The 25003-nt window shown below is 62.4% G+C and carries 25 protein-coding genes, 2 tRNA genes and 2 pseudogenes; 20 read left to right on the forward strand and 9 right to left on the reverse strand.

Features of this window, described 5'->3' with window-relative positions; genetic code table 11:
* The first annotated feature begins 26 nt into the window (after nucleotides 1-26).
* The 13 genes and pseudogenes from lexA (at nucleotide 27) to ACP7AD_RS08970 (ending at nucleotide 11215) form a co-directional block, all read left to right on the forward strand.
* A complete protein-coding gene (lexA, locus tag ACP7AD_RS08910) occupies nucleotides 27-731 on the forward strand; it encodes a transcriptional repressor LexA (protein ID WP_426146342.1) in 705 nt (234 codons plus the stop codon).
* A gap of 143 nt (nucleotides 732-874) precedes the next feature.
* Nucleotides 875-1276 (forward strand): hypothetical protein, encoded by a 402-nt coding sequence (locus ACP7AD_RS08915; RefSeq protein WP_426146281.1) that lies wholly within the window; start codon nucleotides 875-877, stop codon nucleotides 1274-1276.
* A gap of 163 nt (nucleotides 1277-1439) precedes the next feature.
* A complete protein-coding gene (locus tag ACP7AD_RS08920) occupies nucleotides 1440-2447 on the forward strand; it encodes a D-2-hydroxyacid dehydrogenase family protein (RefSeq protein WP_426146280.1) in 1008 nt (335 codons plus the stop codon).
* 56 nt (nucleotides 2448-2503) lie between these two features.
* The gene (locus ACP7AD_RS08925) at nucleotides 2504-4027 is read left to right on the forward strand and encodes a 3-hydroxyacyl-CoA dehydrogenase (protein ID WP_426146279.1); all 1524 of its coding nucleotides are present in this window, start codon (nucleotides 2504-2506) and stop codon (nucleotides 4025-4027) included.
* 1 nt (nucleotide 4028) lies between these two features.
* Entirely contained in the window at nucleotides 4029-4808 is a 780-nt protein-coding gene (locus tag ACP7AD_RS08930) for an oxepin-CoA hydrolase, alternative type (protein ID WP_426146278.1), read from the forward strand.
* A 318-nt stretch (nucleotides 4809-5126) separates the two neighbouring features.
* Nucleotides 5127-5852 carry a Crp/Fnr family transcriptional regulator gene (locus ACP7AD_RS08935; protein WP_426146277.1) on the forward strand — a complete coding sequence of 242 codons (726 nt, stop codon included), beginning with the start codon at nucleotides 5127-5129 and terminating at the stop codon, nucleotides 5850-5852.
* 29 nt (nucleotides 5853-5881) lie between these two features.
* Nucleotides 5882-6973 carry a phosphotransferase gene (locus tag ACP7AD_RS08940; protein ID WP_426146275.1) on the forward strand — a complete coding sequence of 364 codons (1092 nt, stop codon included), beginning with the start codon at nucleotides 5882-5884 and terminating at the stop codon, nucleotides 6971-6973.
* 99 nt (nucleotides 6974-7072) lie between these two features.
* Nucleotides 7073-8332, forward strand: coding sequence for an acyl-CoA dehydrogenase family protein (locus ACP7AD_RS08945; protein ID WP_426146274.1), 1260 nt, complete (start codon nucleotides 7073-7075; stop codon nucleotides 8330-8332).
* Between the two features lie 121 nt (nucleotides 8333-8453).
* A pseudogene (locus ACP7AD_RS08950) lies at nucleotides 8454-8606 on the forward strand (glutathione S-transferase family protein); the annotation flags it as partial.
* A gap of 142 nt (nucleotides 8607-8748) precedes the next feature.
* Nucleotides 8749-9087, forward strand: a complete 339-nt coding sequence (locus ACP7AD_RS08955) for a DUF6152 family protein (RefSeq protein WP_426146273.1) — start codon at nucleotides 8749-8751, stop codon at nucleotides 9085-9087.
* The gene (locus ACP7AD_RS08960) at nucleotides 9087-9575 is read left to right on the forward strand and encodes a DUF6644 family protein (RefSeq protein ID WP_426146272.1); all 489 of its coding nucleotides are present in this window, start codon (nucleotides 9087-9089) and stop codon (nucleotides 9573-9575) included. The genes ACP7AD_RS08955 and ACP7AD_RS08960 overlap by 1 nt, the downstream gene beginning before the upstream one ends.
* A gap of 94 nt (nucleotides 9576-9669) precedes the next feature.
* The gene (locus ACP7AD_RS08965; RefSeq protein ID WP_426146271.1) at nucleotides 9670-10323 is read left to right on the forward strand and encodes a fused MFS/spermidine synthase; all 654 of its coding nucleotides are present in this window, start codon (nucleotides 9670-9672) and stop codon (nucleotides 10321-10323) included.
* Nucleotides 10307-11215, forward strand: coding sequence for a spermidine synthase (locus ACP7AD_RS08970; RefSeq protein ID WP_426146269.1), 909 nt, complete (start codon nucleotides 10307-10309; stop codon nucleotides 11213-11215). Before ACP7AD_RS08965 ends, ACP7AD_RS08970 begins: the two co-directional genes overlap by 17 nt.
* Nucleotides 11216-11224: 9 nt before the next feature.
* Here the strand turns inward: ACP7AD_RS08970 and ACP7AD_RS08975 are convergent.
* From ACP7AD_RS08975 to dinG, 3 genes are all read right to left on the reverse strand, one after another.
* Nucleotides 11225-11301: transfer RNA gene (locus tag ACP7AD_RS08975), tRNA-Arg, on the reverse strand.
* 41 nt (nucleotides 11302-11342) lie between these two features.
* A tRNA-Pro gene (locus ACP7AD_RS08980) sits at nucleotides 11343-11419 on the reverse strand.
* A 374-nt stretch (nucleotides 11420-11793) separates the two neighbouring features.
* On the reverse strand, nucleotides 11794-13974 hold the full coding sequence (gene dinG / locus ACP7AD_RS08985; protein ID WP_426146267.1) for an ATP-dependent DNA helicase DinG: 2181 nt from the start codon (nucleotides 13972-13974) through the stop codon (nucleotides 11794-11796).
* Nucleotides 13975-14241: 267 nt separating this feature from the next.
* On the opposite strand from dinG, the gene ACP7AD_RS08990 reads away from it, so the two are divergent.
* A complete protein-coding gene (locus tag ACP7AD_RS08990) occupies nucleotides 14242-15123 on the forward strand; it encodes a CoA transferase (protein ID WP_426146265.1) in 882 nt (293 codons plus the stop codon).
* A gap of 105 nt (nucleotides 15124-15228) precedes the next feature.
* Nucleotides 15229-15918: a DUF1294 domain-containing protein gene (locus ACP7AD_RS08995; RefSeq protein ID WP_426146263.1), complete on the forward strand. Its 690-nt coding sequence runs from the start codon at nucleotides 15229-15231 to the stop codon at nucleotides 15916-15918.
* 106 nt (nucleotides 15919-16024) lie between these two features.
* Here ACP7AD_RS08995 and ACP7AD_RS09000 read toward each other — a convergent pair whose 3' ends face one another.
* The 3 genes from ACP7AD_RS09000 to ACP7AD_RS09010 form a co-directional block, all read right to left on the reverse strand.
* Nucleotides 16025-18415, reverse strand: coding sequence for a YgiQ family radical SAM protein (locus tag ACP7AD_RS09000; RefSeq protein WP_426146261.1), 2391 nt, complete (start codon nucleotides 18413-18415; stop codon nucleotides 16025-16027).
* Between the two features lie 196 nt (nucleotides 18416-18611).
* Nucleotides 18612-19079, reverse strand: a complete 468-nt coding sequence (locus ACP7AD_RS09005; protein ID WP_426146259.1) for a guanylate cyclase — start codon at nucleotides 19077-19079, stop codon at nucleotides 18612-18614.
* A 215-nt stretch (nucleotides 19080-19294) separates the two neighbouring features.
* Nucleotides 19295-19774 carry a CHRD domain-containing protein gene (locus ACP7AD_RS09010; RefSeq protein ID WP_426146257.1) on the reverse strand — a complete coding sequence of 160 codons (480 nt, stop codon included), beginning with the start codon at nucleotides 19772-19774 and terminating at the stop codon, nucleotides 19295-19297.
* A gap of 206 nt (nucleotides 19775-19980) precedes the next feature.
* On the opposite strand from ACP7AD_RS09010, the gene ACP7AD_RS09015 reads away from it, so the two are divergent.
* The 3 genes from ACP7AD_RS09015 to ACP7AD_RS09025 all read left to right on the forward strand — a co-directional run bounded on the left by ACP7AD_RS09015 (nucleotide 19981) and on the right by ACP7AD_RS09025 (nucleotide 21336).
* Nucleotides 19981-20595: a type 1 glutamine amidotransferase domain-containing protein gene (locus ACP7AD_RS09015; protein WP_426146255.1), complete on the forward strand. Its 615-nt coding sequence runs from the start codon at nucleotides 19981-19983 to the stop codon at nucleotides 20593-20595.
* 223 nt (nucleotides 20596-20818) lie between these two features.
* On the forward strand, nucleotides 20819-21016 hold the full coding sequence (locus ACP7AD_RS09020) for a hypothetical protein (protein ID WP_426146253.1): 198 nt from the start codon (nucleotides 20819-20821) through the stop codon (nucleotides 21014-21016).
* Entirely contained in the window at nucleotides 21013-21336 is a 324-nt protein-coding gene (locus ACP7AD_RS09025) for a hypothetical protein (RefSeq protein ID WP_426146251.1), read from the forward strand. Before ACP7AD_RS09020 ends, ACP7AD_RS09025 begins: the two co-directional genes overlap by 4 nt.
* A gap of 105 nt (nucleotides 21337-21441) precedes the next feature.
* On the opposite strand, the pseudogene ACP7AD_RS09030 reads toward ACP7AD_RS09025, so the two are convergent.
* Nucleotides 21442-21894 (reverse strand): annotated as a pseudogene (locus ACP7AD_RS09030) (ferritin-like domain-containing protein); the annotation flags it as partial.
* Between the two features lie 113 nt (nucleotides 21895-22007).
* Between ACP7AD_RS09030 and ACP7AD_RS09035 the strand changes: the two are divergent.
* Nucleotides 22008-22241: a hypothetical protein gene (locus ACP7AD_RS09035; protein ID WP_426146249.1), complete on the forward strand. Its 234-nt coding sequence runs from the start codon at nucleotides 22008-22010 to the stop codon at nucleotides 22239-22241.
* Nucleotides 22242-22253: 12 nt separating this feature from the next.
* On the opposite strand, the gene ACP7AD_RS09040 is transcribed toward ACP7AD_RS09035, so the two are convergent.
* The gene (locus tag ACP7AD_RS09040) at nucleotides 22254-22922 is read right to left on the reverse strand and encodes a DsbA family oxidoreductase (RefSeq protein ID WP_426146247.1); all 669 of its coding nucleotides are present in this window, start codon (nucleotides 22920-22922) and stop codon (nucleotides 22254-22256) included.
* Between the two features lie 140 nt (nucleotides 22923-23062).
* Here ACP7AD_RS09040 and ACP7AD_RS09045 point away from each other — a divergent pair, with 140 nt between their 5' ends.
* Entirely contained in the window at nucleotides 23063-24424 is a 1362-nt protein-coding gene (locus tag ACP7AD_RS09045) for an MBL fold metallo-hydrolase RNA specificity domain-containing protein (RefSeq protein WP_426146246.1), read from the forward strand.
* A 12-nt stretch (nucleotides 24425-24436) separates the two neighbouring features.
* Here the strand turns inward: ACP7AD_RS09045 and ACP7AD_RS09050 are convergent, their stop codons facing one another.
* A complete protein-coding gene (locus ACP7AD_RS09050; RefSeq protein WP_426146244.1) occupies nucleotides 24437-24907 on the reverse strand; it encodes a universal stress protein in 471 nt (156 codons plus the stop codon).
* Nucleotides 24908-25003 lie beyond the last annotated feature (96 nt).

The raw sequence follows: 25003 nt of genomic DNA on the forward strand, positions 1-25003 counted from the left end.
CCCGTTTTAATCCAAGGTCAAAGCTTATGCGCACTTTCAATGATTTTTCCGCTTTGCCTGCTGACAGACCCAAGCTAACCGCCCGACAGGCACAAATCCTGGAATTAATCCAGAATGCCATCGCCCTGACAGGCGCTCCTCCCACGAGGGCAGAAATCGCGGCCCAGCTCGGTTTTCGTTCGCCTAACGCAGCCGAAGAGCATTTGAAGGCGCTCGCCAAAAAAGGCGCCATCGAACTCATCAGTGGCACTTCGCGAGGCATTCGACTTCGAACCGATGCCCTGCGGGCCTTGAACGAGTCGCGGATGGACCCGTTTGTCATGCCGCCCGAGCGGCTTGCCCAGCTGGCCCTGCCACTTGTCGGCCGCGTGGCAGCGGGTAGCCCGATCCTTGCGCAGGAACATATTGAACATATCTACCATTTCGAAAGTTCTCTGTTTGATCAGAAGCCCGATTACCTGCTCAAGGTGCGTGGCATGAGCATGCGCGATGCGGGCATCATGGACGGTGACTTGCTGGCCGTGAAGCAGACCAGGGAAGCCCAAAATGGACAGATCGTGGTCGCCCGGCTCGGCGACGAGGTCACCGTCAAACGCTTTCACCGCAACAAGCACCTGATCGAACTGCTGTCCGAAAATCCCGACTTCAAGCCTATCGTGGTCCAGCCCGGCGAACCCTTCGAGCTTGAAGGCCTGGCCGTCGGGTTGATTCGCGGCAGGCTGTCGATTTAATCCTGCCGGACTTCCTGCGCCTCCTGCTCGCGTTGCTGCTACCCGGTATCGGCAGCAAAACTGCCTCCCTTTGAAAACGATCCGCCTTTCTATTGGCAGACCCTGCCACGCCTGTGTCCAAACTTTATCAACTGGAGTTCTTTATGAGAATCATCAGCTTTTCACATGCCCCCATGCAAGCCTTCTGGACGGCACCGGTTCAGGCGCTGGCGCCATGGATCACCCGGATCAGGCACTCTTTTGGGCACAGCGCAGCTTCATCCATCACTCAGCGCTCGGCCGGGGCAGCACCATCGTCTTTTCTGCCTTGCACCGCCACTGCAAGCAATGACGCCATTTTTGACATACCCCCTGAAATGGCCGAGCCGCCCCGTCTAGCGGTGTCACCGGAACCGGCCCGCAGCACACTGCGCGTCGTGCGCGAATCCGACGCAGCCATCAGGCCCGATTGCGCAGGACGCATGGTCATTTCAGGGCGAATGGCCGACGTCTGTGCGGAACTAGATCGCATGGCCTTGCAAGCAGCAGCCAATATGGCCGATTGATGATTTTTCCAGCACCAGGCAAAAACGCCTGGCAACTGCAATGAAGCAGAACCAGGCTGCCAGCCCCAGCACCTTGAACCTTGACGTGAACAGGAAGCGTCCTATTCAGAGTACGAGCCGCTGATCTTCAAAAAAACAGGAATCTTGAAGGCACAATATCTGCATGAATATTGTGATTCTTGATGATTACCAAGACGCGGTGCGAAAGCTCGCTTGCGCCTCCAGGCTTGAAGCCTATCCGGCCAAGGTCTACACCAACACCGTCAAGGGCGCGGGCCAGTTGTCGGTCCGGCTGAAAGACGCAGACGTGATCGTGCTGATCCGCGAGCGCACGCACCTGACACGCCAGCTGATTGAAAAACTGCCCAAGCTCAAGCTCGTCGTGCAGACTGGCCGGATCGGCAGCCATGTGGATGTGGCCGCCTGCACGGAGCGCGGCATTGCGGTGGCCGAAGGCACAGGCTCACCGGTTGCACCGGCGGAACTGACCTGGGCGCTGGTCATGGCGGCCATGCGCCGGGTTCCGCAGTATGTCTCGCATCTCAAGCACGGCGCGTGGCAGCAGTCGGGGCTGAAATCGGCGTCCATGCCGCCAAATTTTGGCCTCGGAACCGTGCTCAAGGGCAAGACGCTGGGCATCTGGAGCTACGGCAAGACAGGCCAGCTCGTGGCCGGCTACGGCCGGGCGTTTGGCATGCGGGTGATCATCTGGGGCAGCCCGGCATCGCGCGAGCGCGCCCAGGCCGACGGATTTGAACTCGCGCCCAGCAAAATCGAGCTGTTCAAACAATGCGACGTGCTCAGCCTGCACCTGCGGCTTGGAGAAGAAACCACCGGCATCGTCACGCTGGAAGACATGTCGCACATGAAACCGAGCGCGCTGCTGGTCAACACATCGCGCGCCGAGCTGATTGAGTCCGAAGCGCTGATTGCTGCACTCAACCGGGGCCGTCCGGGCATGGCGGCGATCGACGTGTTTGAATCCGAACCCATCCTTCAGGGGCATGCCCTTTTGCGGCTGGAAAACTGCATCTGCACGCCGCACATTGGCTATGTCGAGCAGGACAGCTACGAGATGTACTTTGGCGCAGCCTTTGACAATGTCATCAATTTCATCAAGGGCACGCCGACGAATATCGTCAATCCAGGCGCGCTGCAGGTCAGGCGCTAGCCCCCTGCATTGCCACGCCCGGCGTACAACTTTTTTTCCTGGCCAGCGAGTTCACCATGCAAGCAACTTTTTATCAAACAGTCGGCATCGTGGGCACAGGCGCCATGGGACGAGGCATTGCCCAGATTGCCGCGCAGGCCGGCAGCACGGTCAGACTGATGGATGCGCAGCCGGGCGCCGCGCAGAAAGCGCGCGAGGCGCTGTGCAGCCAGTGGGACCGCATGACCGAAAAAGGACGCATCAGCGCCGACACCGCCGAGGGCCACAAAGCCAGGGTCCAGGTCGCGGACACGCTCGCTGACCTGTCCGATTGCGATCTGGTGATTGAAGCCATCGTCGAGCGGCTGGACATCAAGAAAGCGCTGTTCGCCCAGCTGGAGGCCATCGTGCCTGAGCAAACCGTGCTGGCCAGCAACACATCGTCTCTGTCCGTCACGGCGATGGCGGCCAGGCTCAAGCATCCGGTCCGCTTTGCCGGCTACCATTTTTTCAATCCGGTGCCGCTGATGAAGGTCGTGGAAGTCATTGCCGGCCTGAAAACCGACGCCGCTACCTGTCATGGGCTGAGCGAATATGCGCGCCAAATGGGCCATACGCCGGTGCAGGCGCAAGACACGCCGGGCTTCATCGTCAACCATGCCGGGCGCGGCTACGGCACCGAGGCGCTGCGCATCGTCAGCGAAGGCATTGCCGATTTCGCCACCATCGACCGCATCCTGCGCGACCAGGCCGGCTTCAGGCTCGGCCCCTTCGAGCTGATGGACCTGACCGGACTCGATGTGTCGCATCCGGTGATGGAATCCATTTACCACCAGTATTACGAGGAAGACCGTTACCGCCCCAGCGTCATCACCGCGCAGCGCCTGGCGGGCGTCCTGCTCGGACGCAAGACTGGCGAGGGCTTTTACCGCTACGAGGGCGGCGTTGCCCAGGTGCCTGCCGAAGCCCCCGTTCCCGAGGTGGCCCAAATGCCGCCGGTCTGGGTGTCGCCCCGCGCGTCGCGTCGCCCGGAACTGCTGCAATTGCTGAAAAACCTCGGCGCCCACATCGAGATCGGCGCGTCGCCGTCCCAGCAGGCGCTGACGCTGGTTGCGCCGCTCGGTTTCGACATCACCACGGTCGCCGTGGTCGAGCGCCTGGACCCGGCGCGCACCGTCGGCATCGACATGCTGATCGATGACGCCGCCACCAAGCGCCGCGTGCTGGCCACCAACCCGGCCACGCGCAGCGACATGCGCGATGCCGCCCATGCGCTGTTTGCGCGCGACGGCAAGGCGGTCAGCGTGATCCGCGACAGTGGTGGCTTTGTGACGCAGCGCGTGGTGGCCACCATCGTCAACATTGCCAGCGACATCTGCCAGCAGGGCATCTGCAGCCCGAAAGACCTGGAGACCGCCGTCACGCTGGGCCTGGGCTACCCTATGGGGCCGCTGGCCATGGGCGACCGCTACGGGCCGACCAATGTGCTGGAAGTGCTGTTCAACCTGCAGACCGTCTATGGCGACCAGCGCTACCGGCCCTCGCCCTGGCTGCGCCGCCGGGGCGCCATCGGCCTGAGCCTGATGCACAAGGAAAACTGACATGTCCGGCGCATTGAAAAGCACCAGCGAAAGCGGCACGCTCATCCTGACGCTGAGCAACCCGGAACACAAGAATGCACTCGGCCCCGACATGTACGCCGCAGGCATCGAGGCGCTGAACGCCGCCGAGAACAACCCGGAAATCCGCAGCGTGGTGATCACCGGCGAAGGCAGCATGTTTTGCGCCGGCGGCAGCCTGCAGCGGCTGCAGACCAACCGGCACCTGGCGCCCGAAGTGCAGGCGCAGAGCATCGAGGCGCTGCACAACTGGATCGAGGCCATTCGCACCTACCCCAAGCCGGTGATTGCGGCGGTCGAAGGGGCAGCCGCCGGTGCCGGCTTCTCGCTGGCGCTGGCCTGCGACTTCATCGTCGCCGCCGACAACGCCGTGTTCGTGATGTCCTACAGCAGCGTGGCGCTGTCGCCCGACGGCGGCGGCAGCTGGAGCCTGGCGCGCGCCCTGCCCCGCGCCCTGGCCAGCGAACTGCTGATGGGTGCGGAGCGCATCAGCGCCGGGCGGCTGCACGCGCTGGGCCTGGTCAACCGCGTTACCGCTGCCGGCGACGCGATCGGTGAAGCGCTGGTGTTGGCCGCGCGGCTCAACGCGCGCGCACCGAATGTGCTGGCCAGCATCAAAGACCTGATCAACGACGCACCGGCCAATACCCTGAGTCAGCAGCTCGACAGCGAACGCAACCATTTCGTGCGAAACCTGCACCATGCCAATGGCGGCGAAGGCATCGAGGCTTTTTTGCAAAAACGCTTGCCGCATTACCGCTAGCACCACTCCTGATTCAATAGCTGCTTGCGCATATGCAGCAAGCGCAAACGGCCTATTTCTGTTAAAAAGTGGCATCACTGCTATTGACAGCCGTGCGCCAGCGGTGCGACCAGAGGCCATCCGTCCGTGCTGGTTTTTACGATTGACTTGACATCGCCACCGGCCAAGAATTGCCCGATCCGCCCCCCCCCGCAGGATTCCAGCTTGAAACGGGCTGCTGCTTTCCTGGCCATGCGACACCCATGCGACAGCAGGCATATGCGCTGCAGGTCGCGATAGCGACAATGCAAACCTTGTTAGTCACCCAAAAGACAGACCATGGACGATCCCATTCTTACGATAGATGAAAGAGCGGCTATCAACAGCGGCCGCTGGTTCTCATCCCTTTCACCTTCCCTCAGGCACGACATCCTCCGATGCGCTTATGTCAAACGATTCAAAGATGGCGACCTCATCGCGGCGCGCGGCGATCCGCCCGAGGAATGGATCGCCTGTGCCATGGGCGCGGTGCGCGTCAGCTCGACGTCGATTTCCGGCAAGCAGGTCACGCTGACCTATGTCGAGCCGGGCATCTGGTTCGGCGATGTGGCGATCTTCGATGGCGAAAGACGCACCCACGATGCCTATGCCCACGGCACCACTACCACCCTGTGCGTGGCGCGCGCCGACCTGCGCAAGATCCTGAATCAGCATGTCGAGCTGTACGAAGCCATGCTGCGCCTGCATGCGAGGCGCATCCGCCAGCTGTTCGGCTTGGTCGAAGACCTCAACACCCTGCCCTTGCGGGCGCGGCTGGCCAAGCAGTTGCTGCACCTGGTGCGCAGCTACGGCGTTCCCAGCCTGGCCAACGGAAACGACACCCGCATCAGCCTGCAACTGGCGCAGGAAGAACTGGCGCAACTGCTGGGCGCCTCGCGCCAGCGGGTCAACCAGGAACTCAAGGCGATGGAGCGCGAGGAAGCCATCCGCATCGAGCCGGGCGGCCTGGTGGTGCGCAACCGACAGGCGCTGTTGCGCATTTCAGAAGCAGATACTGAAAAATAACAAGACCCGCTACGAAGGAGACAAACCCCATGAGCAACTTTGACCATTTTGTCGGCACCCGGGCCGTCACCGCCGGCCAGGCGTTTGATATTGAAGCGCTTGGCGCCTACCTGAGCGCGCATCTCGACGGCTTCAGCGGCCCGCTCGATGTTGAGATTTTCAAGGGCGGCCAGTCCAATCCAACCTACAAGCTGATCACGCCCCATGCCAGTTACGTGATGCGCGCCAAACCCGGCCCGGTCGCCAAACTGCTGCCGTCAGCGCATGCGGTCGAACGCGAATTCAAGGTGATGCAGGGCTTGCAGGGCACAGCCGTTCCCGTGCCCAAGATGTTTTGCCTGTGCGAGGACGAATCCGTCATTGGCCGGGCTTTTTATGTCATGGAGTTTGTCGAAGGGCGCGTGCTGTGGGACCAATCGCTGCCGGGCATGACGCCGCCGCAGCGCGGCGAAATCTACGACGAGATGAACCGTGTCATCTCCGAATTGCACAAGGTCAAATTTGCCGAACGCGGCCTGGCCAGCTACGGCAAGCCCGGCAACTATTTCGAGCGCCAGATCGGCCGCTGGAGCAAGCAGTACCAGGCGTCCGTCACCCAGCCGATCCTTGAGATGGACAGCCTGATGCAATGGCTGCCGGCGAACATTCCGGCCAGCGCCCGCGACGAAAGCATGGTGTCCATCGTGCATGGCGACTTCCGGCTCGACAACCTGCTGTTTCACCCTACCGAGCCTAGAGTGCTGGCGGTGCTGGACTGGGAACTGTCCACGCTGGGTCATCCGATGGCCGACTTCAGCTACCACTGCATGGCTTGGCATATTCCGCCCGGTGCCTTCCGGGGCATCGGCGGGCTGGACGTGGCCAGCCTGGGCATTCCGACCGAGGCCGAGTACATCGCCCGGTATTGCGAGCGCACCGGCTTGAGCACGCCAAGGGCGCTTCAGGCCGACTGGAATTTTTACCTCGCCTACAACCTGTTTCGCATCGCCGCCATCTTGCAAGGCATCGCCAAGCGGGTGGAAGCCGGCACCGCGTCCAGCGCGCAGGCGGTCAGTTCTGCCGCGGGCGCGCCGCTGCTGGCCCGCATGGCCTGGGATTTTGCGCTCAAGGCGCAAGCCTGAACACGCGCTGCGCAACACATTCACCGCCCGCCCGACCGATCCACCTATTTTGCCAACAAGCCTTTCCCGATAACAACCCGCCCTTTCAGGAGATATTTCATGGACTTCGACTACACCCCCAAAGTAAAAGAGCTTCAGGCGCGCCTGTTGAAGTTCATGGATGAACATGTTTATCCCAACGAAGCGCGATTTTTCCGCGAAATCGCCGAGAACCGTGCCAAAGGCAATGCCTGGGTTCCTACCACGCTGATCGAGGAACTCAAGCCCAAGGCGCGCGCCGCCGGTCTGTGGAACCTGTTCCTGCCGCATTCGCCGCGCGCGCCCGAAGGCCTGTCCAACCTGGAATACGCGCCGCTGTGCGAAATCATGGGCCGGGTGCCGTTTGCCGCTGAAGTCTTCAACTGCTCGGCGCCCGACACCGGCAACATGGAAACCATCGCTCGCTACGGCTCGGAAGCCAACAAGGACGAATGGCTGGACCCGCTGCTCAAGGGCGAGATCCGCTCAGCCTTCCTGATGACCGAGCCTGAAGTCGCCTCTTCCGACGCCACCAACATCGAGTGCCGCATCGAGCGCGACGGCGACGACTATGTCATCAACGGCCTGAAATGGTGGTCGTCCGGCGCCGGCGACCCGCGCTGCGCGGTGTACATCGTGATGGGCAAGACCAATCCCGAAGCCGGCCGCCACGAGCAGCAGTCGATGATCCTGGTTCCCGCCAATTCACCGGGCGTCACCGTGATCCGCCCCTTGAGTGTTTTTGGTTATGACGACGCGCCGCACGGCCACATGGAAGTGCGCTTGAGCAACGTTCGCGTGCCCGCCAGCAACCTGCTGCTGGGCGAAGGGCGCGGCTTTGAGATTGCCCAGGGCCGCCTGGGTCCCGGACGCATCCACCACTGCATGCGCAGCATCGGCATTGCCGAGCGCGCGGTCGAGCTGATGTGCAAGCGGCTCAACAGCCGGATTGCTTTTGGCAAGCCCATCGCCGCGCAGTCGGTCTGGCGCGAACGCATTGCCGAGTCGCGCTGCATGATCGAGCAGGCTAGGTTGCTGACGCTCAAGGCCGCCTACATGATGGACACCGTGGGAAACAAGGTCGCCAAGGCCGAGATTGCGATGATCAAGGTGGTTGCGCCCAGTATGGCCTGCCAGATCATCGACTGGGCCATTCAGGCGCACGGCGGCGGCGGCGTGTCGGACGATTTCCCGCTGGCCTACGCCTATGCCAGCCAGCGCACGCTGCGCCTGGCCGACGGACCGGATGAAGTACACCGCGCGTCGCTGGCCAAGCTCGAACTGGCTAAGCACCTGGCTATTGCACGCGAGGTCGAGATGCCGGTGACGCGCGGCTGCTGATTGCCTCGGGCGCTTTTTCGGACGCATGCTGCTATTAATTAAATAGCATCATGCGTCCGTTCCATATGCGCAAAAGGCATAAAACACCCCTATTATTTATCACCAGGGCATCGACTGGGCTGATTACCTGCACCTGAAAGCCTGGTTCGACTTGGTCAGCGCCAGGCCGGCCGTCAGGCGCGGCGTCGAAGTGCTGGCCGAATTGCGCAAGCCGATTCGTGACGACAAGGAGCGCGAAATCCTGTTTGGCCGCACGCAATACCAAAGACGCTGAAGTTCGATATCGGCCGCCTGGATAATTGACAGGCAGGGCGGCATTGAATTACAAAAGCGCATCAAGCTCCCTTGCCTGCGAAACCTGGGTTTTGCCCAGCGGGACGGTTTGCATTGCGGCTTGAATCACAGGAGACCATGCGATGAAAAAGATTGCGTTTCTTTCGATCTTCCTTGCGGCGCAGGCCTTTGCGCACTACGGATGGAACGAATACGACACGGGCCACCCGCTCGAACTGGCCGGCAGCATCGAGGAGTCCGGTTACGTTCATCCGCATGGCGTGGTCAAGCTCAAAACGGCGGACAAGACCTGGACAGTCGTCCTGGCGCCGCCCAGCCGCATGCAAAACCGTGGCCTGAACCAGGAAATGCTGGCACCGGGCAAGCGTGCAACAGCCTACGGATACCCCAATCGCAACAATCCCGGCGAATTGCGCGCCGAGCGCATCACGATCGATGGCAAAACGACGGAGCTTCGCTGATGCAGGAAGCGGCCGGCTTGCTGGGCTGGCTCGGATCGACGTTCCTGGCCGATGCCATGCGCACCAGCCTGTGGCTTTATCCCATCGTTGAAATATTCCACATTGCCGGATTCACGCTGCTGGTTGGCGCCGTTGCCATGTTTGACCTGCGGGTACTGGGCTGGTCACGGTCCCTGCCGGTGGATAAACTGGGCAGGTTTTTGCTGTCCTGGTCGGCTGCCGGCCTGTTGCTGATCGTGCCGGCCGGGTTGATGATGTTTTCCGCCCATCCGCACGACTTTGCCAACAACCAAGTCTTCTTGCTCAAACTTTCACTGATCGCCGCCGCCGGCATCAACGCCCTGCTGTTTCACAGGGGAGTCTACCGCTCTGTCGCGGCATGGAATGCCGACCGCAGCGCGCCCCTGACGGCACGGCTTCACGCGCTGGCGTCACTGGCAGTGTGGATCGCGGTGATTGGTTGCGGCCGGCTGCTGGCTTATACGTGACATCGACGCACGTGTTTGCGAGGCCGGCCGGTATCATGATTCCATGGGCGACGGTTTCAACAGGTGCACGCAGTCGTCGCCACAACAACCCGCCATGACAGCGGCGCAATCGATTGGAAAGCCCAGCCAGATGACAGCGTATAAATTCTTTGTCTACCTTCTTGCCGGCTGGTCGGGGTTTTTTGTCATGGCGCTTGAGCTGCTCGGGGGCCGGGCGCTGGGGCCGTTTTTCGGAACCGGCATTTATGTGTGGGGCGCGATCATCACGCTGTTCATGCTGTCGCTGTCCATCGGCTATTTGATCGGCGGCTCGCTGTCCGCCAGCCGGCCAAGCCTGGAAAAACTGAGCGGCATCCTGCTGCTGGCCGTCCTGGCATCCCTTCCCTGCGTGCTGGCAGCCAATCCCATTTTGGAATTCATTTTTGACCGGGTGCCCGATCCCCGCTACGGTGCGCTGTGCGCCTCGGTCGCGCTTTTCTTTCTGCCGATCACGGTTTCTGGCGCTGTGTCGCCTTATGCCGTCCGGTTGCTGGTCGACGGGTTGGGAACCAGCGGCAAGGTCGCCGGCAAAGTCTTTTTTGTATCAACCTTCGGCAGCATGCTGGGCACGCTGCTGACGTCTTTTTACCTGGTGCTGCTGTTCGAGCTGGACCAGATTTTGTGGGGAATGATGGCCATTTCCTTGTTGATAGGCATGGCAGGGCTGGTGTTTCGCCGGGGAAAGGTCAGGAATGCGACGACTGCCTGAATGGCTGATGGGGGCGGCCCTTGCACTGACGGCCAGCGTGGCAAGCGCGCAGGAAATCTATCAGGAGAAGTCCCTGTACCGCAACATTGTGGTGTACGAGGAACAAGGTCTTCGCTGCATGAAGTTCGGCCGGCAAGGCACGGGACGACAAACCTGCATTTCCCTGAAAAACCCTGATGCACTGGTGCTCAACTACACCAAGATGCTGCTCGGCGCGCTTTACCTCAAGCCTGAACCGCAGCGAATCCTCATCATCGGTCTGGGCGGCGGCAGCCTGCCTTCCGCATTGAAAAAAATCGTTCCGCAGGCAATGATTGAAACAGTCGAGCTGGACCCTTCGGTGGCAAAAGTCGCAGAGCGCTTTTTTGGTTTCATGCCAGGCAAGGACAACGCGGTGGCCATCGAGGATGGCCGGGTGTTTGTCAAGCGAGCGCAAAAGCAGGGCAAGAAGTACGACCTGGTGATTCTTGATGCGTTTGACCATGTCTATGTGCCGGAACACATGCTGACGCGGGAGTATCTGCTGGAGGTGAAGTCATTGCTTGAAAAGGACGGTGTGCTGGCGGCCAACACCTTTTCATCGTCCAGGCTCTACGATGCCGAATCGGCAACCTATGCAGGCGTGTTTGGCGGTTTCTACAACCTGAAGACAGAAAACCGTGTGATCCTAGCCAAGAATGATGGATTGCCGCCCATGGCGCAAATTCAGGCCAACGCAGGCCGGCTTGAGCAAAAGCTCAATCATTTTGGAACGGGAAAGGACTGGTTGCTGCCGCTGTTTTCAATCAAAGCCGACTGGCCCGCTGGCACCAGAATCCTGACCGATCAGTATTCGCCGGCCAACCTGCTCAATGGAAGCGAAAATCGGAACCCGTGGTGGAGATTTTGGTGAACCAGGATTTGGTCTGTCCGGAGGGGATCGAACCCCCGACCCTCAGCTTAGAAGGCTGATGCTCTATCCAACTGAGCTACGGACAGATATAAAAAAAGCCCACTAAGTGAGCTTTTTTATTGATTTTTGGTCGGAGTACAAGGATTCGAACCTTGGACCCCCTGGTCCCAAACCAGGTGCGCTACCAGACTGCGCCACACTCCGACAAGTTGATTATTATAGTCCGTAAAAATGCGCTGCTTTAGGCAGCACCAAACTTTTTAATGCCCTGCCCGGCTTTTCTGCCCTAATTCCATTTCGCATTCGATGCAAAAACAAGATGCGAAACCGGAGAACAGATTTCAGCACGGCAAGGCGAAGCAATGCAGTTATCGTTTTTCATGCGAAATGAAATCGCACCTCATCCGAGCGCACCCCGCCCTTGCATCAATGGGTTGAAGGCGCTTGAAACTCAATTGCTATCGAGTTTATAGCTGTTTGCGCATGCTGGATATGCGCAAACAGCTTATCTGATGCTTGAAAATGCGTTCACTGCCCAAACCGAATACGCTCCAACCGTTGCGAGCGGTCAAACCCTTTCAGGCCGGCGACACCGCGCCAGCAGCGCTGCGACGCTGCTGCGTGAAGGCCGGCAGCCCTTGCAGCAAACGTTGGCCATAGGAGGTGCTGACCAGCCGGCGGTCATAGCAATAGACGAAAGCCCGGTCGGTTTCAAGGCGGATGGCTCGCCCGGCCCACTGCGCCAGCCGGATCGCCGTGGCTGGCACCACCAGCTCGCTGAACGGGTCGCGGCCCACCGAGCGCAGCCACTCGGCGCGCGCCTCGCCCACCGGGTCGTCCGGCGGCGCGAACGGCAGCTTGGCGATGAACACCGACTCGCACAGCTGGCCCGGCAGGTCCAGGCCTTCGCCGAAGGACTGCATGCCGAAGATGACCGATGCCGCGCCGGCTTCGACCCGCGCGCGATGGCGGCTGAGCAGCAGCGCGCGCGGCAGTTCGCCCTGCACCAGCACCGTGTCCTTCAGCCTGCCCGCCAACGCCGCCACCGCTACGCGCATCTGTTCGCGCGAGGTGAACAGGCACAGCGCGCCGTGCTCGACCAGCGCCAGATCACCCAGCAGCGACGCGACCATTTCTGCCGTGAAGGCTTCAGCATGCCGGGGGTCGGCCAGCGTTTCCACCGTCACGAAGCGCCCCTGGCTGGCGTAGTCGAACGGGCTCGCCACTTCCAGCGCGCTGGCCGCCGGGTCCTTGTCCAGTCCGGATTCGCGCAGGAAGAAATCGAACTGCCCGCAGCTGGTCAGCGTGGCCGAGGTGACGACCGCCGCGCGCACCCGCGACCAGAAATGCTGGCGCAGCGTGCTGCCGGGCAAGATCGGGCTGGCATGCGCCTTGATGACCACCAGGCCGTTGTCCAGCCCGCCCTCGCCGGTCTCGAAGGTGAACCATTTGGCCACCGGCACGCTGTCTTGGTCGTTTTCGGCGGCTTTCAGCAGCAGTTCGGTCGTCGCCTGGACTTTTTCCAGCCTAGGTGAAAGCATGCCCAGCTGGGCATACAGGATGGACAGTCGCCGCGCTTCGTCGGGCTGGTCGCGCATGGCGGTGCGCAAGGCCTTGGCGATGGTGCTGAGCACCGCCAGAAAGCTTTCCGCCAGCAGGCGCAGCAGCCGCAGCGGTTCGTCCAGCGCTTCAGGAAGAACCCCGCGCGGCAGGCGAAAGCGAATCGGTCCCTGCTGGGAGCGCGCTTCCTTGAAAGCCTGACCATGCAGGTCCATCAGCAGGCGGCTCAGGTCCGTCATGCCTTGGCGCAACTGCGCGGCCAGTCGCGGCACGTCGGCCGATTCGGACACCGTCATCAAGCCGCCGATGCGGCGCGCGCGGTTGGCCAGCGTTTCGATCCACAGCGTGCGGCTCAGGTCCATCGACGCCGCGAAATGGTCGAGCGCCACGGCCGGCAGGTGATGCCCTTCGTCGAGCACCAAGAGGCAGTTGTCCAGCTCCGGCAGCATGCGCGAACCGAGCGAGGACATCAGCAAGTCGTGGTTCACCACGATCACGTGCGCGCCGACCAGTTCCTTGCGCTTTTCGTAATAGGTGCACTGGTTGAACACCGGGCAATGCTTGCCGGTGCAGGAACTCGCCTCGGCCGCCACCGGCGACCACAGATCGGATTCGGGCGGGCGGGCCAGGCTGTCACGGTCGCCGTCCCAGGCGCCACTTAGCAAATCGCGCACCAGCGCGGCATAAAACACCACGCGCGCCTCCATCACATGCAGCGGTGCGGCGGCGGCGAGTTCATCGGCAAACAGGTCGTCGTCATACGCTTCACCAGCGTCGCCCGCGTGGCGCGACAGCTTGAGCTTGCAGACATAGCGGCCGCGCCCCTTGGCCAGGCCGAACCTGAATTCCTGTGGCATCAGCGCGGCCAGCGCCGGCAGGTCCTTGTTGACCAGCTGCTCCTGCAGGGCGACGGTAGCGGTCGAAATCATCACCCGGGTGTTGCGCGCCAAGGCGGCGGCGATGGCCGGCGCGCAATAAGCCAGCGACTTGCCCACCCCGGTGCCCGCCTGGACCACAGCAATGGCGCGGATGGGCTCGTCGTCGTCTTCCTCGACGCGGCCCAGCGTGGCGACGCTGAAAGTCTGCGCGACTTTTTCCGCCATCAGCCGCTGGCCGGGCCGGTCGCGAAAAGCGCCGGAGGCTTGCACGGCGTGGTCGAAGGCTTGCAAAGCCAGCCGGGCAATTTCGTCAGGGAGCATGGGGGTCATTCAAGGTCAGGCGCGGCGGATGCCAAAAGGCCAATGAGTTTACCGTGCGCTTTTTCCGTCTTGGAGCAGTGGTCGCAATTCACGGCCTGCCGCTGGATTCCGGCGAACAAGGCACCGCTGGCCCGACGGCGGTCGGCTATGCGCGAGCGGCGTTGTCGCCCGTTTTTCGTGGGCCATGCCTTTTTGCGGTAAATTAGGTGTCATTTCTGCCCCTTGCGCTCATCCATCCTGCATAAGCAGCTACAACTTTAATAGCATATGACACCCACAGCCCCCGCAGCTTTCCAGCCCCTTCAAGGCGTCCGCATCCTGAGCCTGGCGCTCAACCTGCCCGGTCCGGCCGCGCTGATGCGATGCCGCCAGATGGGCGCCGCCTGCCTGAAGCTCGAACCGCCGGGCGGCGACCCGATGCAGCAGTACAACCTGGCCGCTTACCGCCAGCTGCATGAACACATCGAGATGCTGACGGCGGACCTGAAGACCGAGGCGGGCCAGCTGCTGCTGCACCGCGAGCTGGCGCAAGCCGACGTGCTGATCACCTCGTTTCGCCCTTCGGCACTTACCAAACTGGGGCTGACGTGGCCGGCGCTGCACCGGCAACACCCGCAACTGAGCCAGGTTGCCATCGTCGGCGCGCCCGGCGAACGTGGCGAAGAAGCCGGTCACGATCTGACCTACCTGGCCGAAAGCGGTCTGGTCACCGGCCTGGACCTGCCCGCCACGCTTTACGCCGACATGGGCGGATCGCTGATGGCCAGCGAAGCGGTGCTGCAGGCCGTGATGCACCAGCGCCGCCAGGGCACAGGCGTTTACCTTGAAATCGCCCTGTCCAGCGCGGCGGGCTATCTCGCCCTGCCCCGCGCCTGGGGCCTGACCCAGCCCGGCGCGGCCATCGGCGGCGGCCATGCGGGTTACCGGGTTTATCCGTGCCAGGATGGCCGCGTGGCGCTGGCCGCGCTGGAGCCGCACTTCGCGCTCAGGCTGTGCGCGGCAGCTAGCATTGAAGCGGCCAGCATGCAGGCGATGTTCGAGCCCGCCACGCACGAGGCGGTCGCCGCCTTTTTGCTGACGCGCACGCGCCGCGAACTCGATGCGCTGGCGGTGGAGAAGGATATTCCGCTGTTCACGCTGGAAGATTGACTTGGGCAAGCGATGACTGAAAACCGGGTCAAGCTGGCCTGCTAACTTGCTTGAACGCAGGCGAAAGGATCGCTTGATTCCACCCAGACACCCATCACGAAAAACATGAAAAAACAAGGAAAAGTCGTGCGCTGGGACAGCGCACGCGCCTTCGGATTTATCCGCAGCCCAGACACGCCAGCCGACATTTTTTTCCATCTCAAGGACTTTCGGGGTGCGGCTGCTCCGCAGGAAGGCACGCCGGTGACCTTCGAGGAAATCCACGTGGGCGGCAAAGGGCCGCGCGCAATGTCGGTTCAGGCGGGTATGTCCTTGCAGGACGCAACAGGCAGCCGCGCAACCGCGCGCGCGGCAATGCCGCCTACTCAAGCGCGCAGTCGCACGACCACCCGCAACCGGCCGTTGACTCGCACGGCTCCGTCCAGGCCGGCCGCTCCCGCGCTGCTGCTGATGCTCGGCTGGGCCGTGCTGCTGGGCTGGGAAAGCCGTGCCGGCCGTTTGCCCGCCATGGCGCTGCCCATCGCGCTGCTGCTGAACCTGGTGACATTTTTCATGTACTGGGTTGACAAGCATGCGGCGCAAACCGGCCGGTGGCGCACGCCTGAAAGCACATTGCATCTGCTCGCCTTGCTGGGAGGCTGGCCCGGCGCATGGTGGGCGCAAGCGCTGCTGCGCCACAAGTCGAGCAAAGCCTCGTTTCTGGCCGCTTATTGGGCGACCGTGGTGCTTCACTGCCTCGTGCTGGCGGGTTTTGTGTTCAGTCCGCAACTGCAAATCCTGCTACTTAATCGATAGCTGTCCGCGCTTATGAGCCGTGCGCTACAGGGCTATTTGGCTTCAAAAACAGAAAAAGGCCCTGCGCATCCTCGGACACGCAGGGCCTTTCGGAATGCAAAGCGCTTCAGCGCGGCTTGCGCGCCAGCTTGCCCGGCGCCTTGCCAGAGCCGTTGTCGCGTGGCGGCAGCCCGGTGTGCTGCGTCAGCAGCCGGCCCTTGATGACTGGCGATGCCTTGGTCGTCACGGTGGCGGTCGAGTTCTTGCGCCGCGCACTTAGGTAGGTGCCGTCCGTCATCGGCTGGAAGGTCGGAATCAGGTGGTGCTTGCCATTGCCGATCAGGTCGGCGCGGCCCATGGTTTTCAGCGCCTCGCGCAGCACCGGCCAGTTGTTGGCGTCGTGGTAGCGCAAAAACGCCTTGTGCAGGCGGCGGCGCTTGTCGCCGCGCACGATGTCGACCGTTTCGCTGTCGCGGGTGATGCGGCGCAGCGGGTTCTTGTTGCTGTGGTACATCGCCGTGGCCGTGGCCATCGGGCTGGGGTAAAAGGTCTGCACCTGGTCGGCGCGAAAACCGTTCTTCTTCAGCCAGATCGCCAGGTTCATCATGTCCTCGTCACTGGTGCCGGGGTGGGCGGCGATGAAGTAGGGAATCAAAAACTGCTTCTTTCCGGCTTCGAGGCTGAACTTCTCGAACAAGGTCTTGAACTTGTCGTAATTGCCGATGCCCGGCTTCATCATCTTGGTCAGCGGGCCGGCTTCGGTGTGCTCGGGCGCGATCTTCAGGTAGCCGCCGACGTGGTGCTGCACCAGTTCCTTGACGTACTCGGGGCTTTGCACCGCCAGGTCGTAGCGCAAGCCCGAGCCGATCAGGATTTTCTTGATGCCCCGCAGCGCACGGCCGCGCTTGTAGATCTTGATCAGCGGGCCGTGGTCGGTGGTCAGGTTCTGGCAGATACCGGGGTAGACGCAGCTCGGCTTGCGGCAGGCGGCTTCAATTTCCGGGCTCTTGCAGCCGAGGCGGTACATGTTCGCCGTGGGGCCGCCCAGGTCGGAGATGGTGCCGGTGAAGCCTTCGACCTTGTCGCGGATGTCCTCGATCTCGCGGATTACCGATTCCTCGGAGCGGCTCTGGATGATGCGGCCTTCGTGCTCGGTGATCGAGCAGAAGGTGCAGCCGCCAAAGCAGCCGCGCATGATGTTGATCGAAAAGCGGATCATCTCCCAGGCCGGGATCTTGGTCGCGCCGTCGTGCCGGCCGTTCTCGTCGGCGTAGCTCGGGTGCGGGCCGCGCGCATACGGCAGGTCGAACACATAGTCCATCTCGGCCGTGGTGAGCGGAATCGGTGGCGGCGTGATCCAGACATCGCGCGCGGTCGTTCCTTCGCCGTGCGCCTGCACCAGCGCCCGGGCGTTGCCGGGGTTGGTCTCCAGGTGCAGCACGCGGTTGGCGTGGGCATACAGCACCGGGTCGGCCTTGATCTGCTCGTAGCTCGGCAGGCGAATCACGGTGCGGTCGCGTGGCGGAACCTTCAGGCTGCCTTTGCCGTAGAGCGCGGGATTCGGGAAGAAGGTCAGCGGCCTGATCGCCGGATTCACCTCGTTTTTCAAGCCGGATGGGCCTGCAGCGCTTGCTGGTAGGGCGCCAACAGCTATGCTATCAGTAGCATCCTTCTCAGCGTCTTCCTTGGCGCAGGTCGCGCCCTGCCCGGCCGCCTGCTCGCTAGTGGTCATGTAGGGGTTGATGTGCGACTCGACCCGGCCGGGCTCATCGACCTGCGTGGAGTCGATCTCGAACCAGCCCCGGCCCGTCTCGTCGTCCTGGCGACGCACGAACGCGGTGCCGCGCACGTCGGTGATGCTTTGCACGGGTTCGCGCGCTGCCAGGCGGTGGGCAATCTCGACCAGCGCGCGCTCGGCGTTGCCGTAGAGCAGCAGGTCGCTTTTCGCATCGACGACGATGGAGCGGCGCACCTTGTCGCTCCAGTAGTCGTAATGCGCGATGCGGCGCAGGCTGCCTTCGATGCCGCCCAGGATGATGGGCACGTCCTTGTAGGCTTCGCGGCAGCGCTGGCTGTACACAATGGCGGCGCGGTCGGGCCGCTTGCCGCCGATGTCGCCGGGCGTGTAGGCATCGTCGCTGCGGATTTTGCGGTCGGCCGTGTAGCGGTTGATCATCGAGTCCATGTTCCCGGCGGTCACGCCCCAGAACAGGTTGGGCTTGCCCAGCGCCTTGAAGGGCTCGGCGCTTTGCCAGTCGGGCTGGGCAATGATGCCGACGCGAAAGCCCTGAGCCTCCAGCACCCGGCCAATCACCGCCATGCCGAAGCTGGGGTGGTCCACATAGGCGTCGCCGGTGACCAGGATGACGTCGCAGCTGTCCCAGCCCAGCGCATCCATCTCGGCGCGGCTGGTCGGCAGGAATTTGGCAGTGCCAAAGCGGGCGGCCCAGTACTTGCGGTAACTGGTCAGCGGCTTGGCGGCGCGGTTGAAAAAGGAGACATCGATGGGGGCGTTCATGGCGGGCGATTCTTGGTTGAAATCGCGCGGACTGCCGAATGACAACGCCTGCGATTTTTGATTAACCGGCGATTTTAAGGTTTTAACGGCCTCGGGGTCAGCCCGCAATGGCATACGCCCTGGAAATGAAAGTCCATGGCGCTCCACCTGGAGCGATTTCAGGCGCCGATGATGGGCTGAAAGCCCTGGATCGCCGTCAGTCGAGCTGGTCCATCAGCACCGGGCTGACCGCTTCCAGCAAGGAAATTTCGCCATCAGGAATCATCATGGGTTCAACATCGAAGTGACACAAGGTGCCAAAGATCGTGCCGGCCTTGCGCGACAGCGGAAGGCCGAAATAGGAATTCATGACACCCTGGTAAGGATGGCCAAGCAGCCGCGCATCATCAGCCGAATTGACCGTGTTGAAGCCGTTGTCCCGCATCACGAACTGGCAAAAACTGTCGCCCAGCGGGACTTCGCACAAGCTGGTCGGGTTCTCGCCCTGCCGGTCGTACAGATAGATGTTGCGCATCATCTGCCCGTCAAGCCGGTAGATTGCCGTGTAGCGAAACGTGGTGCGGGCGTTCAGGTAACGCAGCGCGCCATGCAGGTCGTCAGTGTCGAACGCCAGGCGGAACTGTTCCAGTTGCTGGTTGAGTTCGTGTTGTTCCTGCAATGCCATGGCGGGTCTCCGGTACGGTTGGTAACAGCGGGCCTGACGGCCAGACCCGGCATGCACGCTTCGATTTGGGGGGCTTGGGCAGGTTCCCCCCCAAAGCGGAAAGGATTGATGCGCAAAAGCTGATGCCTATTCATTTTCAAGCAAAAAAGGCTTTTTACGCACATCCCACGGGCATGGTCAGCTATGCAAAAAATAGCAAACTGAAAGATCAAGGATCAGTTGCGCACCATCATCTGGCCCCGGATTTCGCCGCCCGGGTTGGCGGCGGTGTGGATGTTGGCATACCAGCGGCCGGCGACGAGTTCGGCCACCTGCGCAGGCGTCAGGGTGGCGCTGCCTTCCATCGGGCTGGTGACGGGGCCGGGCCACGGCAGCACCACGCCGGCATTCGCGCCGACGGCGGCCGGACCATGAAAATGCGCACCCGTGACGGGGCCGCTCAGGCCGGTGTAGCTGACCTTCCAGCGCAGCAGGTTGGTGTCCTTGTTCAGCACGGCATCGACGGTTCCGGTAGCCTGGCTGGCATTGGGCGGCACCTCGTTGGCGGCGCTCAGCTGGGTGCTCAGGGCCACCAGGTTGGCGCCTGGCATGGCGGTCGATGACGGTTTCATCATCCCGCAGCCGCTGATCACGGCAAGCGCCGACACGGTCAGCGTGGCAAGGGAAAGGCGAAGGGCTTGGCGGCGTGGAATCATGGGGTCTTTCGATGGGTAAAGAGGTGATTGTGGTCGTGCGCGCAGAGCGTCGGCCTAGGATAAACCCGATCGTTCGCGGGGTTGGCCATCTGGGCCTGCGCGGGCTGCACTTGCGCTTTTCTCCTACGCCACGGACCCCGGCGCGCCGACAAGCGTTGCGCATGGCGCGGATCAAAGTCAGGCAATGGTCAAGACGCGAGGAATCCATGTCCAACCCACCGCAACACCAGCTGGGAGGCCTTTGCATTGGCATTGTGCTGACCGACGGCTTCGAGCAGTCAGAGATGACCGGTCCGCGCGCGGCGCTTGAGGAATCAGGCGTGCTGATTCGCATGCTGTCCGATAAAACCGGCCAGGTTCGTGGCGTCCACCATGACCAGCCGGGCGACCTGTTCGATGTGGACACGACCTTCAACCAGGTCACGGCCGACGAATTCGATGCGCTCTTGCTGCCCGGCGGGGAAGTCAATGCCATGCGCCTGCGGGACAATGCCGACGCGCAGGCGCTGGTCCGGCAGATCGATGCGCAGGGCAAGCCGATCGCCGTGATCTGCCATGCGCCGTGGCTGCTGATCTCGGCCGGCCTGGTGCGGGGCCGCAAGATGACCAGTTCCCCCGATGTGAGGCAAGAGCTTGAAAAAGCCGGCGCGCATTGGGTCGATGAAAAGGCCGTGGTGGACCGCAACTGGGTCAGCAGCCGCACGCCTGAGGACATTCCCGCCTTCAATGCGGCCTTCAAGAGCGTCCTGGCCCAGCGCACGCGCCAGCACATCCGCGGCACGTCCGATGACATTCCATCGTCTGCCGGTGAAAGCGGCTGAACATGGCAGTTCGCGCGGTCTGAAAAGGCGTCATCAGCTTCGAACTGGTGCATATCCCGGTTGTCGAGGTAACGATTGCGCCCAACCCACAAGGCGCGCCAAGCACGGCCTGCCGGGTGGATTCGCTTGTAGGCCTTGGCCGCAACATGGCTGCGCCTTATGGTCTGCCAGCGAGTGACCGCCTATGATTTGCCCTGCAGAAGGTCTGCGCCTGGAGAACCCGATGAAACGCCTTTTTTTAGTGCTGCCTCTGGCCTGCGCGGCCCTGCTGCTTTCAGGCTGTCCCGATGCCAAGCTGCCGACGCCCAACCCCATGGTGCCCACACCCAAGGCACAGGAATCCGTTCGTCACGGCTTGCCGCAAACCGTTGCATGGCATCGGCCATTGGCCGCAACGCTGGTGAAAGCCAGCCTTTCATGAAACCGCGTGGCCTCTTGCTGCTGACCATGGCCAGTCTGGGAATGAGCGGCTGCGCCATGCTTGCAGAAACTGCGGGGCCGCCCGCACGCAGCGTGACGCTGGGCGGCGAATCCTACGTCGTCAGGCAAATCACCGAAAGCACCTGGACGGCCAGCGCAGCCGGAAGCCAGAAAATCCTGGCGGGAACGCCGGCAGCCATGGCGTCGCTCCAGAAAGCAGTGGAGATGGTTTCGGGCTGCAGCGTGACCGACAGCGATTATTCACGGCAGGGAAGGCAGTTCGACGCACAGGTCAGCTGCGCGGGCGGCCTGGAAAACTAGCGGAACACGTCGCCCAAAAAGAGGGCCGCAGCGGAAAAATCCCGCTGCGGCCCCGACTTGGCGCATCACAAGACGCGGCAAGCAAACTCAAAAATTCCGCCTTGCTCAGTGCCGCGCTTTGTACGAATCGCGCAGGGCCTTGATCTCGTCATGGTTTTTCTGCGTGCCCTGGGCCTGCTGCTCGACAGCATTGCGGATGGCCGGCGGCAAGTCCTGTTTGAGCGCCTTGCGGTAGCTCGCCACGGCGGCATCTTCGCCGCGCTCGCATTCGTCGAGCATGGCCTGGTCGCTGTGGCCGCTCAGGACGCCGCGCACCGACACCCATCCACGGTGCAGCGCGCCAGTCATGGAACCGCCCTCGTCAGGCTCGCCGCCCATCTGGCGGATCAGCGCCTGCAGTTCCTGGCCGGCGGTGCGGCATTCGGCCGCATGGCGCATCAACAGGCTTTTCAGGTCGGCGGTCTGGGTGTGTTCGGCAGAGGCGGTGAATCCATATTCACCGTCACGGCAGGATTCGAGCAGGTCGTTCAGCGTGCTGATCACTTCATCGTTGCTGGCTGTCATGGTGTTTTCTCCGTCAGGTTGATGGTTGAAAGATGTTTGCCCAATGGCGCCCTGGCTGAATGCTCGGAAGGAAAAACCGGTCAGCGGCGCTTTTCAGTGCAAGGCTCATGATCGCCTGGGTGAAAAACAGGCTCGGTCAGGCAAGCACAGACGGCGCTGTAGGCGAAAACCGTTGCGCCGTTGCAGACAGCGCCCAGCCGATGGCGGCACGCGCGCCGGTTGAAGCCAGTTTTTTTGATATAAAAATAGCCTTTTGCGCACGCCCAGCCTTCGCAGACAGCTATCAAACCCATAGCATTTTGGGTTCAGGTGTCAAGTTCCGGGTGAAGCCGCCGGGCTAACGCCGATGGAAATCAGCCCCCCGCCGCAATCTGGCGCAGCGCCTGCTCGAACACCTCGACCGGCTGTCCGCCGGAAATCAGGTGGCGGTCGTTGATGATGACCGCTGGCACCGAATGAATCCCCTGGGTCAGGTAAAACGACTCGCGCTCCCGCACTTCCTTGGCATAGGCATGGCTTGCCAGTACCTCGGCTGCCTGCAACGGGTCAAGGCCGCTCTCGCCAGCAACCTTGGCCAACACCTCATGCGAAGCGGGGCTCTGGCCATCGGTGAAGTAGGCTTTCAGCAGGCCTTCCTTCAAGGTCTTTTGCACGCCGCTTCCCTGAAGCCCGGCCCAGTGAAGCAGGCGGTGGGCGTCAAAAGTGTTGTAGATGCGGCTGCGCCCGCCTCCAGGCTGGTCCGCCCGGCTGAAGGCAAAGCTGACCTTTTCACCACGCTGGCGTATGTTTTCGCGGTTGACATCGGCCTGCTCGGGCGTGATGCCGTACTTTTCGGTGATGTGTTCGTTGATCTCCTGGCCTTCGGGCGCCATTGTCGGATTGAGCTCGAAGGGCTGAAAATGCAGCTCGGCCGTGATGTCGTCGGCCACTCTAGCCAGCGCCATGTCCAGCGCCTTCAGGCCGATGGCGCACCAGGGGCATGAAACGTCAGAAACAAAGTCGATCTTGAGAACAGTGGTCATGGGTTTTGCCGCAAGTCAGGGCGGGTTGGTCAAAAACGGCCAGTTTGCTGGTTTTTGTGCAGTTTTTCAAGCATTGTCCACCGGCCGGTGGACTTGATGCATATCAAGCCGGACCGCTGCGCGGCTTCCTAAACTCGGGCATGCAACTCCAGTTCCTAGGTGCGACCGACACCGTCACCGGTTCCAAATACCTGCTTCGGCAGGGCTCGTCCAGCGTGCTGGTCGATTGCGGGCTGTTCCAGGGCTACAAGCAGTTGCGCCTGCGGAACTGGGCGCCCATGCCGGTCGAGCCGGCCAGCATCGACGCGGTCATCCTGACCCATGCGCACATTGACCACAGTGGCTACCTGCCGCTGCTTGCCCGGCAGGGTTTCAGGGGAAAGGTGTTTTGCAGCCCGGCGACCGGCGACCTGTGCGGCATTTTGCTGCCCGACTGCGGCTACCTGCTCGAAGAAGAAGCCGAATACCTGAACCGGCACAAGCTTTCAAAGCACGCGCCGGCGCTGCCGCTCTACACCCGGGACGATGCCCGGCGCTGCCTCAAGCTGTTTGAGCCCGTCGGCTACCACGCCGAATGGCAGCCCGCTGCAGGCTTGAGCGCGACGCTGACGCCGTCGGGCCACATGCCCGGCTCGTCGTTTGTGCGGCTGGACAACGGCACGCGCTCCATTTTGTTTTCCGGCGACATCGGCCGGCCCAACGACCTGGTGCTGGCCGGTCCAACGCCTATGGACGGCGCCGATTATCTGGTGGTCGAATCCACCTACGGCGACCGCCTGCACCAGCAGACCGACGTGCTACTCGAACTGGCCCATATCATCAACCGCACGGCCGCGCGCGGCGGCGTGGTGGTGATTCCGGCGTTTGCCGTCGGGCGTGCGCAAAGCCTGCTGTACTGCATTCACCTGCTCAAGGCGCAGGGCGTCATCCATGACAGCCTGCCGGTTTACCTGAACAGCCCGATGGCCGCCAATGCCACGCAGGTCTATGAGCGCCACCGCGCCGAGCTGCGGCTGACGGCGGCGCAATGCCGGGCCATGGCACACACCGCGCAAATCGTGCAATCGGCCGAGGAGTCGCGGCTGCTCAATGCGCGGCGCGGGCCAATGGTCATCATCTCGGCCAGCGGCATGGCCACCGGCGGGCGGGTGCTGCACCATATCAAGGCGTTTGGCCCGGACAAGCGCAACACCATCCTGTTCGCCGGCTACCAGGCGGGCGGCACGCGCGGCGCCACCATTGCCGGCGGCGCACGGGCGGTGCGCATCTTCGGCCAGGATGTGCCGATTCGCGCCGAGGTCGCCATGCTGGGTAGCCTGTCGGCCCATGCGGACGGCGCGGAAATCATCGAGTGGCTGCGACACTTCACCTCGGCGCCGCGCCAGACCTTCATCACCCATGGCGAGCCGGCTGCGGCCGACGCGATGCGCCAGCGCATCGAGCGCGAACTGCACTGGAACTGCCACATGCCCGACTACCTGGAATCGGTCATGCTGGACTGAAGCCGGGCGGCGCTAAGTCGTGACGCTTTCAGCAGGCGCCCGAACCACCAGCACGGGAACCGGCGCGTGCCGCACGATCTGCTCGGCATCGCTGCCCAGCAAAATGCGGCCGACGCCGCGCCGGCCGTGGGAGCCGACGACGATCAGGTCGGCTTTGGCCCGCATGGCCTGCGCGGCCACATGGTCGCAGATGCGCCCCGGGCCTTCGTCGATCAGCACACTGTCCGCCTCGACGCCCTGGTCCGTGGCCTTTTTCAGGTAGTGCGCCAGCAACTTTTCCCCGGCCACACGCATCAGCGGGATGATTTCGTTCAGGTAGTTCACCGCCGACTCGAAACCGCTGACATAGCTCAGTTCATCGACCACATGCAGCAGCCGCAGGCGGGCGCCGTTCAGCCGGGCCAGGCGAATCGCCTCATCGAGCGCCTTTTCCGACGTGGGACTGCCATCAACCGCGACAAGGATCTGGTGAAAACTGGGCATGAGGTGGCTCCTGGGTTGAAAAAGGCATCTTTTCGGCTTTTTGCCTGATGGCATTTGCGCAAGGTCAAGTAGAAACCTGAAATCTTCACGCGCCAG

This window comes from Polaromonas sp. DSP2-3-2b2, from assembly GCF_049895905.1.
In the GTDB taxonomy this organism is placed as follows: domain Bacteria; phylum Pseudomonadota; class Gammaproteobacteria; order Burkholderiales; family Burkholderiaceae_C; genus Polaromonas.